A 13,352-nucleotide genomic window follows, 5' to 3' on the forward strand; every position below is an offset into this window, starting at 1 on the left:
CCAAGCGGGCCGCGGCGGCCACACGGTGGCTAGTTCACTCGGAACGTCACCCACTGCGAGACCCAGACCGCGGTCACCTTGTCGCGGTTCTTCGCCGGACTGAACCTCATCGCCGGGACGACCCGGCCCGCCGCCTCGTCGAGCAGCGGGTTACCGGAGGATGTCTTGGTCTCGAACTGCTCGACGATCCCGTCCCCCGACAGGTAGATCCAGAGTTCGACGCGCCCTTCGATCCCGGCGTCCCTCAGCGCCCGCGGGTATTCCCGCTCCAGCACCTGCAGAACTTCGGCTGCGTTCAGGAGGACGGGGGGCGTGTCGTAAGGGATCAGCGTCGGCCGGCCGGACGGGTCGGGGACCCGGGGACGCGGAGGCAGACCCCTGGGAACCCGATCCGGGGTCGTCGGCGCGATCGTGATGTCCGGGGAGATGTCGACGGAGGCGACCCTCGGTCTGGCGGGACGGGCGATCGCTTCCGGCGGAGGCGGAATCCTGACCTCCGGCGGGAGCCTGATCGACTCGATCTCGTTCGTGACGCTCCCCAGGTCCGCGGCCTCGAACGGCTGCACGAGGACGAAGAGTCCCAGGTGAAGAAAGACCGCGGCCACCAAACCGATCCGTGTGCAATGCGGGCTGGCGCGCTTGAACCTGTCGTTCGCGGTGAGCCGAATGCCGGTGTCTTCCATCAGAATCACCTCCCGGTTCCGGGCGGCCTCTTCAGAAGCCCCCGCGCCCGCTTGCCCCTCCGGATTGTCCCCGCCACCACATCTCTGACGGACGTTCCCGCGGGAACGTCACTTTTCGGCTCGATCAGCTCCAGGGGAAGGGGGATTGGCTCGTGGGATGGAGCCGGCCTTCGGCGAACCGTCCGTAGCGGAAGGGTTCGAGCAGCGCCTGCGGGCTGCCCATGAGTTCCTTCGCAACCAGCGCGCCGACGCCGATCATCTTGTAGCCGTGATTGGAGTCGGCGATGAAGTAGACGTTGTCGGCGAAGGTGTCGAACACGGGGAAGCTGTCCGGCGTGAAGCTGCCGATGCCGCCGGACGGCTCCCGCTTCATGAGATGGTTCCGGCCCTCGAAGCGCTTCTGGCAGAAGGCGAGCGCGGCGGTCCACAGGCGGTAGAAGTCCTCGCCGACGACGAAGTCGGGGGAAAGAGGACCGTAGGGGTCGACCGCCACCTCCGAGCCGGGCTTCTCGATCTCATGGGGCATGGCGCCGCCCTGCACGCCGCGGAAATGGAAATCCGGCTTGTAGTAGATCCCCCAGGGGCCTTCGTTCACGAGCCCGCGCTCGTCGCGGAGCGGCTCGTCGGTGTCGACGTGCACGACCGGCGGCAGGCGGCCCGCGTTGTCGGTGAGGGTCCCCGGATCGACGTCCAGCGTGCCCTCCTGCAGCGCCCAGTAGCTCCACGTCGGCACGTCGTGCAGGGCGCCGTCGTGCAGGGCGCCGTCGTGCGGGGCGCCGTCCGGGTGGGCGCCGTCCGGGCGCGCGCCGTCGGGACGCCGAACCCGCGTGACGGCGGGGAGGTCGAGCATGGCCCACTGCCGCTGAACCCATGGACCGGTGGCCACCACGACGCGCTCGCAGGCGATGGAGCCCTGGTCCGTGACCACGGCGGTGACGGCGCCCGACGCATCCCGCTCGAACCCCTCGTGTAGGGCGCCGGTGCGGAGGCGGACGCCCTCGGCGGCGGCCCTGGCCCACAGGCGTCGGAGGGAGGCCATGTTGTTCGCGTACCCGCCGCGGTGCTCGTGCAGCACGCTGGTGATGCCGCGCGCCTGCCAGTCGTCGAAGATGCGCCGCATGTATGCGTGCGATGCCCGGGCGCCCTCGATGAACGTCGAGTCGTAGCCGATGGCCCGCTGCTGCTCGTGGATCGAAGCGACGTCCTCCCGCATCGCCTCGTGGCTGATCTGCAGGTAGCCGACCGGGTGGTACGAGAACCCCGCGGCGTCGCTCTCCCACACGGCCACCGAGTGGGCCATCAGTTCGCGCATGGCGGGCTGGAAGTAGTTATTGCGGATGACGCCGCACGCGATGCCCGACGCTCCGCCCCCGATCCCGGTCTTGTCGATGATCAGGACGTCGCGGCCGCCGCCGCGTCCGGACGCCCGGAGTTCGGAGGCCAGGTGCCAGGCCGTCGAGAGGCCGTGGATGCCCGCGCCGATGATCACGTATTTCGCCTGCGCCTTCGCCGGCCCGTTCGCGTCGCCGTTCGCGTTCCCGCGGGAACGTTTCATCTAGAGTTCGACGACCCGTAGCATCTTCCGCACATTTCCGCCTCCGAGTGCGTAGATCGCCTCGGCATTCGTGTTCATCGGTCGTCTCCCGGCGAAACGCCGTGGCCGCGTCCCGCTTGCCTGAAAGACCCTCGTCGCGTCCTTCTGGTGTTACGCGCACAGACCGCCCGGCGTTCCGCGCGCCGGTCTTCGGCGCTACCGGGAGCGGTCGAAGAACACCCGTTCGGCCAGTCCCCGGAACACGTTCCAGCTCAGGAGTCCGGCCTGCAGCGCGCGCGCCACCGGAAGGCGGTCGAACCCCCAGCGCGCGGCGCGTTTCAGGGCATGGTTCGGATACGCGCGGCGCACGACGTCACCGGGGTGGGGGACGCCGGGCCGGGGGGCCCCGTCGCCCGAGCCGCCCCCGTCGCTCGATCCGTCCACCTCGAGGTGGTCCGCGATCGCGTCGGCGGCGAGCTTGCCGAACCGGTACGCCTGGTGAATGCCGCCGGCGGTGAGCGGCGACACCATGCCCGCCGCGTCTCCGACGAGCAGGACCCGGTCCGCGTGGAAGTTCCTGAGCAGGCCGCCGATCGGGATGACGCCGCCGCGCTTCTCCAGCACCCGCCTCCCGGAAAGCCCGAACAGGCCGTCGATCTTGGCGCTGAAGCGGCGCATGTCCGCGCGGCGGTCGCGATGGAGCGCCAATCCCACCTGCGTGGCCCCGACGCCGGGCACGACCCACCCGATGTAGCCCGGCGCGCACTCGGGATCGATGAAGCAGTGCAGGCAGTCGCCGTCACCCTCGCGCGGTTCGTACTCCCACTCGACGCCCTTGAGGAGCCGGCGGTTGCGGTCCAGGCCGAAGCTCTCGGCCACTCCGGAGCGCGCCCCGTCGGCCCCGACGAGAAACCGGCAGGTCACGCCGGAAGCCGCGCCGGAACCCGCGAGCGTCAGCGGAATTGAGCCTCGCATCGAGCCTCGTGTCGGGCCCGCCGCCGCCGTCGACACGACGCCCTCGTAGGGGGCGCCGAACCGGATCTCGGCCCCGGAGCGGAGGGTCTCGTCGACGAGATGGCGGAGAAGCCCCGCGGTGTCGGTCGCCATGAAGAAGTAGGAATCCCGCTCCAGTTCGACGAAGCGGTGGCTCGGATCGTAGACCCGGACGCGCTGGATGCGGCGGACGAGCGACGCGGGGGCCGCCCATTCCTCCCACGCTTCCCTGACGAGGATCCCGGTCGTGTGGATGCGCTCGCCCGGTTCCGACTGCCGCTCCAGGACGAGAACGGAGAGATCGCGCTCCGCCGCCCGCCGCGCGCAGGCGAGCCCCGCGAACCCGGCCCCCACCACGACAAGATCGTAGTCCGCGGCCCCGCCTGGCGTACCGATGGCCATCAGCGTCTCCCTCGCCGGTCCAGGAGACGTTCCCGCGGGAACGTCGCGGTGGGCTCAGCAGCCGCAGGCGATCTCCGTGCCGGCCCGCGCCTCGTCCCCCTCGGTGGCGTGGCCGTCGCGCTTCCACCAGTCGAGGCCGCCCATGAGTTCGCGCACCTCGAAGCCCAGCGTGAGAAGCTTGAGCGCCGTCTTCGTCGACGCGTTGCAGCCGATCCCGTCGCAGTAACAGATGTAGAGCTTCGACCGGTCGAGCGCCGCCGTCGTCTCGGGGCCGATCGCCCTGTGCGGCAGGTTCACGGCGCCGGGGATGCGCTCGCGGGCGTACGCGTCGGCGGAACGGCCATCGACCACGACGATGGGGTCTCCGCGGTCCAGCGCTTCCTTGACGTCCCACGCGTCGGTCTCGAAGGCGAGCTTCTGCTTGTAGTGGTTCATCTGGTGGTTCATCTAATCGTTGTACCCCGGCGGACGACGCAGTGCAAGTACGGTTCGGTTCCGCGGTCCGGTCTCGACCGTCCGGTCCTCGGGTCCGGTCGCAGATGCCGGGCGGTGGCTACGAGCGGGCGAGGTCGGCCCGCCAGCGGGACAGGCGCTCCGGGCTCAACGCGAACGTCCCGAGGTTCCACTCCGGGCCCCGCTCCGGGGCGCGGTCCGTGCACCAGTCCGCCAGGATGCGCCCGATCACGCCGCAGAACTTGAAGCCGTGTCCGGAGAAGCCCGCCGCGACGTAAACATCCTCGTGGTCCGGGAGCCGGTCGAGGATGAAGTGTTCGTCGGGGGTGTTCGTGAACATGCAGGCCATCATGCGGCGGGTGGGGCCGTTCGCCTCCGGAAACCAGGCCTCGAGCGGCTCGCGCAGGACGGCCTCGTCCTCCGGATGACACTCCCGGTCCAACAGCGTGGGGTCGGCCACCTGCTCCCGCCTGTGGTTGAACCTGCCGATCTTGAACCCCTTGTCGCCGACGTTCGGGAATCCGTAATAGCCGCCGGACGGCGAAATCAGGACGAAAACGGGGAACCGTGCCGGGTCGAAGGGGGCCGCGCGCAGGGGCTCGGTCCACAGCACGACCTGCCGCTCGGGTCGACACAAAGGACGGAGTTCGGGCAGGAGGTGGCCCGCCCACGCGCCGGCGGTGAAGACGAGCTTCTTCGCCCGGTACGAGTCGCTCGCCGTGCGTACCCGGAAGCCGGCGCCGTGCCGCTCCCATGTCCGGACGGCCGAGTGCGTGGCGATCTCCGCGCCGAGCGCCCCGGCCGCCGCGGCGTAGGCCCGGATCGCCGCCTCCGAACGCACGTAGCCGGCGTCGGGCTGAAAGATGGCCCGCATGGAGTCGGGGAGGCGGTAGCCGGGGAACCGGCGGTTCACCTCCGCCGCATCGAGTTCCTCGAAGGGAAGGCCGTGCTCGCGGCACGCCCGCCGCGAGCCCTCGACGATCCAGCTCTCCGGGCGCCCGATGTCGAGGCCGCCCGTGATGCGCAGGATCGACTCGCCCGAAACGTCCTCGAGTTCCCGCCAGCCGCGGTACGCGGCCCGCACGAGCGGCACGTATTCGGCGCCCGCGAAGTAGGCGAGCCGGATCATGCGGGTGAATCCGTGCGAGGAACCGAACGTGTGCGGAATGCCGAACCGCTCCAGCCCCAGCACGCGGCAGCCGCTTCGCGCGAGGTGATAGAGCGCAGCGCTGCCCATTCCCCCCACGCCGATCACGATGACGTCGTACACGGTCTCCCTGTTCATCCGCCACGGGTCTCATGCCACGGGTTCATTCCGCGCAGGCCGTACGCCTCGTAGAAGGGACGGCGAAACATATCCACATCGAGTACACTGTGACTCTCTGCCCGGGCGAGATCCCCGGCAGTGAGGGCACGGCCGCCTGTCGAACCCGGAACCCGGACGCGTCCCATGAACGTCTTCATCAACCTGCCGGTGGAGGATCTTGAGCGCTCCCGCGCCTTCTTCACGGCGCTCAGCTTCGCCTTCGACGACGATTTCTGCGACGAGGCGACCCTCGGCATGGAGATCGGCGGCACCTGCTACGTCATGCTGGTGACGCGAGAGAGGTTCGCCACCTTCACCTTGCGCCCGCCCGCGGACGCGCGCGAGACAACGGAGGTGCTGGTCTCGCTCCAACTCGAGAGCCGCGAGGCGGTGGACGCCTTCATGGAGACAGCCGTCGCGCACGGAGCGGAGGCACTGCGGGACCCGCAGGACTACGGCTTCATGTACAGCCGCGATTTCGCGGACCCGGATGGACACATCTGGGAGCCCTTCTGGCTGGACCTCGACGCCGCCAAACGGGGCGAGGCTGTGTAGCATGGCCGCCGAGATCCAGGAATCCACCTATATCGTACTGCTATCTATGGAACGTGATCGAGGGAACGGATGAAGAAGTCGATCTACAAGGACCTGGTGGCGGCTTCTTCGCGCCCGTTGCTGCTCTCCATCCTGGCGGGCGGCGATTCGTACGGCTACGAGATCATCAAGCAGGTGAAGCGGCTCTCCGCCGGCGACCTGGAGTGGTCCGGCGGGATGCTCTACCCCCTCCTGCACCGGCTGGAAAAGGACGGCCTCATCGAAGGCTACTGGGAGCTCGCCGAGGAAGGACGACCGCGCAAGTACTACAGCCTGACGGCCCGCGGGGAAAAACAGTTGGCGACCGACCGGAAGAGCTGGCGGGCCGTATACGGGACTCTGGAACTGTCCTGGCGAGGCGGCCGTGCACCGGCTGGATGACGGAAATCCGGAGCTGGCGACGGGGCCTTGAGCGCAGGGGATGGTTCTCACGCCGATTGGCGTGTTCAACCTCGTTCGTCCCATCCCGGTCGCGGTCGACGCCGAATTCGTCGTGCACGGGCACCTGGGTCCAGCCTATTGGACATGGTCGGCCTCCTTGGCACTCGCGTCCGTCGCCCTGTGGCTGCGCGACCGCGAGTGGGCCTCTCCCCCACCGAAGCCGTCGCCGAGACCGTCGCCGAGACCGTCGCCGAAGCAATTGCTGGCGTAACCGGGGTTTCTCGAAGAATGATCGGGCTGTCGGCGGTGACGCTCCCCCCGGACCAACTCCTCGCCGCCTTCGCCGCGGAGCATTTCACTCCCCTGCTCGACGCGCCCTCCCACGATGCCGGGAGTTGACCCGGGTCGGCGTCAGTTGTCACCCCTTTGAGCGTGTTCCGCCACCGCCGAAGGTGTGCAGGTCTTGGACCGGGCCGTTCTGTCAGTTCGGCGGTGCGGCGCAGTGGACTGGTCTGCCTGGAGGGTGAAGTCCCGCGTTAGCCTCGCACCCCGTCGCGGGTCAGTCCCGTGACCCGAGGTTATGCTGCACGCCCCGGTCCACCACCTCCACCGAAGGAGAATCGCATAGCGTCGTAACGTGGCCGTCTTGGCTGGTTACGGTCTCGTTCGTGTCGGCGGAGATCCACGAGTTCGAGCGGACGGCCGCGTGTTCCTCGCCCGTCTCATCGATGGCGCGCAGATGGAGAAACTGCATCGAGGACGGTTCCATCTCTTCGCAATGATAGGTCGTGCGGCCGTCGTAGGTGTGCCACCAATGCAGATCCTCGCCCCAGGTCAGCATGTAGGGCCGAAGGGGGTACATCGTCGCGTCTCCGAGGATGCGGCCGACTAGGGTCCCGTTCACGTCGAGACGCCATGCGTAGCCGCCCTCGTGCTCCGTAGCCACGAGAGTAAACCGGTATTCTTCGCCGTCCTCCCACTCGTAAGGCAACATGATGCGCGCGCCGCGCGATTCGTGATTGTCCGTCTCCGCCAGCGCGATGGATGGAACGCTATCGTATCCGGGCGCGTTCCATATGCTGAAGTTCACCACCCGGCCCTGCCGCTCGCCGTAGTAATGCCCGTCAGTCTGGAGGCCGACGTACCCGCCGGCCGGGCCAGCGTCAAACTGGAACGCATAGTAGTGAAGCAATCCCTTATCGTGGAGCGATTCCGGCGGGGATTGAATCGGCTTCATCGTCCACGTCGCACCGGCGTAGGTGCCTTCCGGCATCAAGTAGTCCGAATAGGTGTTCGACGGGGACCACTCCACCGGAGGCGGGGGAGGCGGAGGCGGAGGGGGAGGTGCCACGGGCGGCGGTGGTGGTGGAGACGGCCCAACGCGCGCCGTCTCGCCGCCGCACGCAACCATCAAAAATAACAGCACGAGCGCCGCTCGTCCTCGCCACTGCTCCGGCATCGACCCACCTTACCACATGATTTATGCCCAAAATCATAGGATATGGTCAATCGACAACCGATAGCAACCCGCGCGCCTCCCAAGTTGGGGGGGGGAGCTAGCCGAGCGCAGCATTCACCATCCGCGCCAAATGCACTTGGACGGCGCCTTGTACGGATGGCGCGTCTTCACGCGCGTTGACGCCAAGCAGGAGGTGTGCCTGCGCGTCCCTCTATTCCTACTGTACGGGCTCCTCCTTAACCTGCCGCCGGTTCGCCGCATCGCTGGAGGCGGGGCCGGGGCTCAACGGGGAAGTCCGTGACACCCGAGGGACGGGGACGATGGAGACCACGAACCCAAAGCGCATAGCGCGCCGAGCCTTCCTCGGCGCCGCAGCGGGCCTCGCGCTCGCGGCCACAGGTGTGGCGGGTCGCTTCCGGGCGCCGGCCACGCGGCGCGCCCAGGCCGACCTGTTCGTCATCAACATGCTCGGGGGCATCCGGAACCCGAATCGGCGGGGCTCGCGCGGTCCTCTGGGCGAACATCCCCCGGACGGGCCGCTCACGCTGGACGAACGGGCGCTTGCCGACGCGCTCGTCTCGGGGACGGCCGCCGTCAACACCACGATCGGCTACGTGGCCGGCCCGCAGGACCCGTTCGAATACTCCGTCGGCGACGTCGCGCGCTGGAACCGGATCATCCGAAACCATCCCGATGCCCTCCTCAAGGTCCGGGCTGCGGGCGACATCGAACGGGCCGAGCGGGAAGGCGGGGTCGGCATCATCCAGGGCTTCCAGAACGCGGCCATGATGGGGGACGATGCGGCGCGGGTCGGCGTGTTCGCGGGGCTCGGGGTCAAGATCATCCAGCTCACCTACAACGGCGCGAACCAACTCGGGCACGGATCGATGGTGCCGGAGAACGGCGGGCTGACGGGCTTCGGGCGAGACGTCGTCGCCGAACTCAACGCCACCCGGACGCTCGTGGACCTCAGCCACAGCGGCGAGCGGACCTGCTTCGACGCGATCGCCGCCTCCGCCGCGCCGGTCGCGATCACGCACACGGGCTGCCGGGCGGTGACGGACCTGCCCCGCAACAAGACGGACCGGGAGTTGCGGCTCGTCGCCGAGGGCGGCGGGATCGTCGGGATCTACTTCATGCCCTTCCTCGCGGCGGACGGCATGGCCGTGGCGGAGGATGTGGTGCGGCACATCGAGCACGCGGTGGGGGTGTGCGGCGAGGAACACGTCGGCATCGGCACCGACGGCGGGACGACGGCCGTGGACGATCTCGAGGCGGCCTACGAAGCGACGCGGCGAGAAGTCGAAGCGCGGCGCCGAGCGGGGATCAGCGCCGCCGGCGAGCGTCCCGGCGTCGTGCCCTTCATCCCCGATCTTCAGGGGCCGGACCAGTTCCGGCGGCTTGCCGGCATGCTGCGTGCCCGCGGGCACTCGTCGGAGCGCATCGAGAGAATCCTCGGGCTGAACGCGCTGCGTGTCATGCGCGACGTATGGGGAGAGTGAGAATGTCGGACACGGACACCCGTGGGCGCCGGGGGGCGAAGGCGGCGCTGGGGGCGAAGGCGGCGCTGGCGGCGAAGGCGGCGCTGGCGTCGCTCTGCGCGCTGACCGTTCCCCTCGCTGGCCAGTCCCGGAGCGGGGAACCGCCTCGGAATCCGAACGCGGAGTCCGAGACGACGGTCTATGAAGGCGTGTCCATCCTCGCTGGCACCGGCGCGCCGATCATGCCGGACATGTCCATCGTGGTCCGCGACGGACGGATCGCGGCGGTCGCCCGGACGGACGAACTGTCCCTCGAACACTGGCCCGAGGCCGAAATCGAGGATGCGCGGGGGCTGTTCGTCATCCCGGGACTCATCGAGAGCCATACGCACCTCGCCACGCGCGCGGACCGGGCGGCGGCCGAGTTCGAACTCAACCGCTTCATCTATGGGGGCGTGACGACGGTGCGGGACATGGCGGGCGACGTGCGCGCGCTCGCGGAACTGCAGCGGGCGGCGCTGGTGGGCGAGATCCCGGCTCCGGACATCCACTACGCGGCTCTGGTGGCGGGCGAGTCCTTCTTCGTCGATCCGCGCACGCGGGCCTCCTCGATGGGCGAAGTGCCCGGACGCGTCCCCTGGCTGCAGATCGTCGATGACGCGACCGACCTGGCGGAGACGATCGCGCTGGCCCGGGGCACGTGGGCGACGGGACTCAAGACCTACGCCTCGATCGAAGGTCCCCTCCTCGCGCGGATCGCGGCGGAGGCCCGGCGCCAGGGGATCCCGGTCTGGTCCCACACGCACGTCGGCCCGGCCCTTCCGATGGACGTGGCCCGCGCCGGGGTCGCCTCGATGTCCCACGTGTGCAGTCTGGCGAGCGCCGCGATCCCGGACGAGGTGGTGGCGGAGGCGCTGGCCGGACGCCGTTCCGGCAGGGTCGACGTGGACCTGGACGATCCGCGTATCGACGCGGTGCTCGAGGAGATGAAGCGCCACGGCACGGTGCTCGACGCGACGCTGAAGGTCGGCTTCTTCCGCGAGGAGATGATGGCCGCGGGGGACAGCCTCGCCACGCCACCCGCGCGGACGCCCGACGTCCCGGAAGGGCCGGACGCCCCGCCTCCCGATCCGCGCCGGCGAGGCGTTCGAGCCGCGTGCAGTGCCGAGGAGAGCGTCGAGTTGACCCGCCGCGCCCACGCGGCCGGCGTCCTGATCTCGACCGGAACCGATGCGCCGCCGGCCCCGGGCGCCGAATGGCCGGCGCTACACGATGAGTTGGCCTACCTCCACGACCGCGTGGGCATGCCCATGGAGGATGTGATCCAGGCGGCGACCCGCAACGGCGCGCTGGCGCTGGGCCTCGAGGGGGAGATCGGGACGGTCGAGGCAGGGAAGTACGCCAACCTCGTGTTCCTGGAAGAGGATCCGACCGCGGGGGTCGAGAACCTCAGGTCTGTCAGCTTCACGCTCAAGCGCGGCCACCGCTTCGATCGAGACGAATTCGAACTCGGAACGCAGCCCGACCGCCGGCCGTAGGGCGGGGGCGCAACGCGTGGCCGGTTCGCGATGTCAACGGGTCGGGCGGCCGCAAGAGCACGGAGGGGTCTTGTCATGACGCGATTGCCGAGGCGGATCGGAGTCTGGGGCGCGATCGCCGTGGCGGCCGCAGCCTGCGGCGGCGACGGGCCCGCGACCGACACGAACATTCCCGCTGTCCCCACTTTCGAGGGGACGGTCGATCTCGAGATCGGCGAATTCGAGGGGGATGACGCGTACCTGTTCAGCCGTATCGCTGCCGTGGCGGCGGATCCGCGGGGGCGAATTCTCGTCGTCGACCGGGGCGTGCACGACGTCCGCGTCTTCGATCCGGACGGTGAGTTCCTCTTCCGTGTCGGCGGGGAAGGGGACGGCCCGGAGGAGTTCAGGGGTCCGTGTTGCCTCGGGTTCTCCCCAGAGGGTGAACTGTGGGTGCGGCAGGAGGCGCGCTACACGGCGTTCGAACTGGGCGATGAGGCCGCCACCTACCTCCGCGTCGAGCGGCGACCGTTCGGTGGCCAGGGAGGGGCCGCGCCGGTCACGTTCGACGCCGACGGGAGGCTTGTCGACATCGGCTCCCTGTCGGGTTCCGGCGATGCGTTCGTCCATGGACGCGTCCACGTGAACGCGGACGGGAGCGCGGACACCGTTGTACTGCGGGAGCCGGAAGCCGCGGCGGCAGGCCACCGGACGGTGGTCATCGACATGAGCGGGTTCGCGGAGGGCCTCAGCGGCACCGCCCAGTTGTACCTGTACCAGCCATTCGGGCCGCTGTGGCTGAGGGGCCACGGGCCCGGGGGCGTCTGGGCGAGCGCCTCGCGTTCCGTCTATGAGGTCGAAGTTCACGCCGCCGACGGGTCCGTGATCGAGATTATCGGTCCGTCCGATCCGGGCCCCGGCCTCAGCGCCGAGGAGCGGGACATCGCCCGGAGCCGCCTCGAGCGGGACATGGAGCGGGGTAACCTCGACGAGCCCGCTTTCGGGATCCCGGAGACCAAGGGGCCGCTCGCCGACCTCTTCTTCGACCGGGCGGGCCGACTGTGGGTCGAGAAGGCCGCCGCCGACGGCGCGGAGATGGTCGAGGCGGACGTCTACGAGGGGGCGACCCTCGTCGCCCGCTACCGCTGGCCGAGCCGCGTGAATCCGGGTGCGGCGCCCTGGGCCACGGAAACGGCCCTCTACGGTACGACGACGGACGAACTCGGCATCCAGCGCGCGGCCCGCGTCCGCTTCGAACCCAATCCGTGATCAACCCGGCTTGGGCGTCCGCCGAGCAGGACTACGGCGGCCTGCGAGTGATCGATCCGTTTGCCGAACTCCGCTGAATGAAGGTCGGGCCGGGCGGGCGCATCCTCATCGGCATGCTCGCCGGCGTCGTTCTGGGCGCGGTCCTCGGCGAACGCGTCGCGGCGATCCAGCCGCTCGGCGACCTGTTCATCACTCTCCTCGTGCTGGCCGCGGCCCCCCTCGTCTTCTTCAACCTGCTCGCGGGCCTCACCTCGCTGGTGGACATGCGGACCCTGGGGCGGCTCGCCGGCAAGACCGTCGGCTATTTCCTCACGACGGAACTCGTCGCGCTCTCGCTCGGGCTGGGCGCCATCGCGCTCCTTCGCCCCGGAGACGGGATGCGGCTCGCGGAGCAGGTGCCGGAGACGGTCGCGGAGACGGCGGGCGAGGCTCCGTCCGTGGCGGACGTCCTCCTCGACATGATCCCGACGAACGTCTTTCGCGCGTTCGCCGATGGGAACGTGGTGCAACTCGTCGTCCTCGCGCTGATGCTGGGGATCGCGACCATGGCGCTCGGGGACGGCCCGCGCGCTCGCCTGGCCACGCTGTTCAAGGACCTGGCGGGGCTCTTCCGGCGGCTCGTCCACATGATTCTGTGGATCGCGCCGGTGGGCATCGGCGCCCTCGTCGCGGTCACCGTGGGTCGCTACGGGGCGGAGTTGATCGGCCCGATGGCGCGCTTCCTCGCGGGAGTGTGGGGGGCGCAGATCGTCATCGTGGCCGGGTACATGCTCCTCCTTCGCTTCTTGAGCGACACCCGTCCCTGGCCCTTCCTGCGCGCCACCGGTTCACTGTGGGCCACGACCGCCGCCACGACGTCCAGCCTCGCCTCGCTCTCGGTCGGCCTGGAAACGGCCGGGCGGCTCGGCCTCCCGCGCCGCGTATACTCCTTCGTCCTTCCCCTCGGGGCGCAGCTCAACAAGGACGGGACCTCGGTCATGCTCGCGGCCGTTCTACTCTTCACGGCCCAGGCCGCCGGCGTGACCTTCTCCCCGGCGGACTTCGTCACGATTCTCCTCCTGGGGCTGCTGCTCTCGCACGGCACGGGCGGGGTTCCCGGCGGAGGTTTCGTGGTCGCGCTCATCTACGTGCAGGCGCTCAACCTGCCGATCGAGGTCGCGGCGATCGTCGGCGGCATCTACCGTCTTGTGGACATGAGCAATACGACGGTGAACATCATGGGCGACATGGTCGGCGCGTCTCTCGTCGCCCGTTCCGAGGCGAGGCGGGCATAACGTGAA

Annotated in this window: 12 protein-coding genes; 6 read left to right on the forward strand and 6 right to left on the reverse strand. The window is 69.4% G+C overall.

Annotated features, from left to right (window positions below):
* Positions 1 to 29 precede the first annotated feature (29 nt).
* The 5 genes from ACOGXI_RS00895 to solA all read right to left on the reverse strand — a co-directional run bounded on the left by ACOGXI_RS00895 (position 30) and on the right by solA (position 5,350).
* Positions 30 to 683 (reverse strand): energy transducer TonB, encoded by a 654-nt coding sequence (locus ACOGXI_RS00895; RefSeq protein WP_419937025.1) that lies wholly within the window; start codon positions 681 to 683, stop codon positions 30 to 32.
* A gap of 124 nt (positions 684 to 807) precedes the next feature.
* Positions 808 to 2,238, reverse strand: coding sequence for an NAD(P)/FAD-dependent oxidoreductase (locus ACOGXI_RS00900; RefSeq protein WP_419937026.1), 1,431 nt, complete (start codon positions 2,236 to 2,238; stop codon positions 808 to 810).
* A 195-nt stretch (positions 2,239 to 2,433) separates the two neighbouring features.
* A complete protein-coding gene (locus tag ACOGXI_RS00905; protein ID WP_419937027.1) occupies positions 2,434 to 3,612 on the reverse strand; it encodes an NAD(P)/FAD-dependent oxidoreductase in 1,179 nt (392 codons plus the stop codon).
* Between the two features lie 54 nt (positions 3,613 to 3,666).
* Positions 3,667 to 4,059 carry a rhodanese-like domain-containing protein gene (locus ACOGXI_RS00910; RefSeq protein WP_419937028.1) on the reverse strand — a complete coding sequence of 131 codons (393 nt, stop codon included), beginning with the start codon at positions 4,057 to 4,059 and terminating at the stop codon, positions 3,667 to 3,669.
* A gap of 106 nt (positions 4,060 to 4,165) precedes the next feature.
* Positions 4,166 to 5,350: an N-methyl-L-tryptophan oxidase gene (gene solA / locus ACOGXI_RS00915; RefSeq protein WP_419937029.1), complete on the reverse strand. Its 1,185-nt coding sequence runs from the start codon at positions 5,348 to 5,350 to the stop codon at positions 4,166 to 4,168.
* Between the two features lie 165 nt (positions 5,351 to 5,515).
* Here solA and ACOGXI_RS00920 point away from each other — a divergent pair, with 165 nt between their 5' ends.
* Both ACOGXI_RS00920 and ACOGXI_RS00925 read left to right on the forward strand, forming a co-directional pair.
* Positions 5,516 to 5,926 (forward strand): VOC family protein, encoded by a 411-nt coding sequence (locus tag ACOGXI_RS00920; RefSeq protein WP_419937030.1) that lies wholly within the window; start codon positions 5,516 to 5,518, stop codon positions 5,924 to 5,926.
* Positions 5,927 to 5,995: 69 nt separating this feature from the next.
* Entirely contained in the window at positions 5,996 to 6,346 is a 351-nt protein-coding gene (locus tag ACOGXI_RS00925; protein ID WP_419937031.1) for a PadR family transcriptional regulator, read from the forward strand.
* A gap of 559 nt (positions 6,347 to 6,905) precedes the next feature.
* Here the strand turns inward: ACOGXI_RS00925 and ACOGXI_RS00930 are convergent.
* Complete coding sequence (locus tag ACOGXI_RS00930) at positions 6,906 to 7,619, reverse strand: DUF3472 domain-containing protein (RefSeq protein ID WP_419937032.1); 714 nt, start codon at positions 7,617 to 7,619, stop codon at positions 6,906 to 6,908.
* A 506-nt stretch (positions 7,620 to 8,125) separates the two neighbouring features.
* On the opposite strand from ACOGXI_RS00930, the gene ACOGXI_RS00935 reads away from it, so the two are divergent.
* The 4 genes from ACOGXI_RS00935 (at position 8,126) to ACOGXI_RS00950 (ending at position 13,346) form a co-directional block, all read left to right on the forward strand.
* Entirely contained in the window at positions 8,126 to 9,307 is a 1,182-nt protein-coding gene (locus ACOGXI_RS00935; RefSeq protein ID WP_419937033.1) for a dipeptidase, read from the forward strand.
* 2 nt (positions 9,308 to 9,309) lie between these two features.
* Complete coding sequence (locus ACOGXI_RS00940) at positions 9,310 to 10,824, forward strand: amidohydrolase family protein (protein ID WP_419937034.1); 1,515 nt, start codon at positions 9,310 to 9,312, stop codon at positions 10,822 to 10,824.
* 75 nt (positions 10,825 to 10,899) lie between these two features.
* Positions 10,900 to 12,072 (forward strand): 6-bladed beta-propeller, encoded by a 1,173-nt coding sequence (locus tag ACOGXI_RS00945; protein ID WP_419937035.1) that lies wholly within the window; start codon positions 10,900 to 10,902, stop codon positions 12,070 to 12,072.
* A gap of 77 nt (positions 12,073 to 12,149) precedes the next feature.
* Positions 12,150 to 13,346, forward strand: coding sequence for a dicarboxylate/amino acid:cation symporter (locus ACOGXI_RS00950; RefSeq protein ID WP_419937036.1), 1,197 nt, complete (start codon positions 12,150 to 12,152; stop codon positions 13,344 to 13,346).
* Positions 13,347 to 13,352: the final 6 nt, after the last annotated feature.

This window comes from Candidatus Palauibacter sp. (assembly GCF_965208055.1).
Taxonomy (GTDB): Bacteria; Gemmatimonadota; Gemmatimonadetes; order Palauibacterales; family Palauibacteraceae; genus Palauibacter.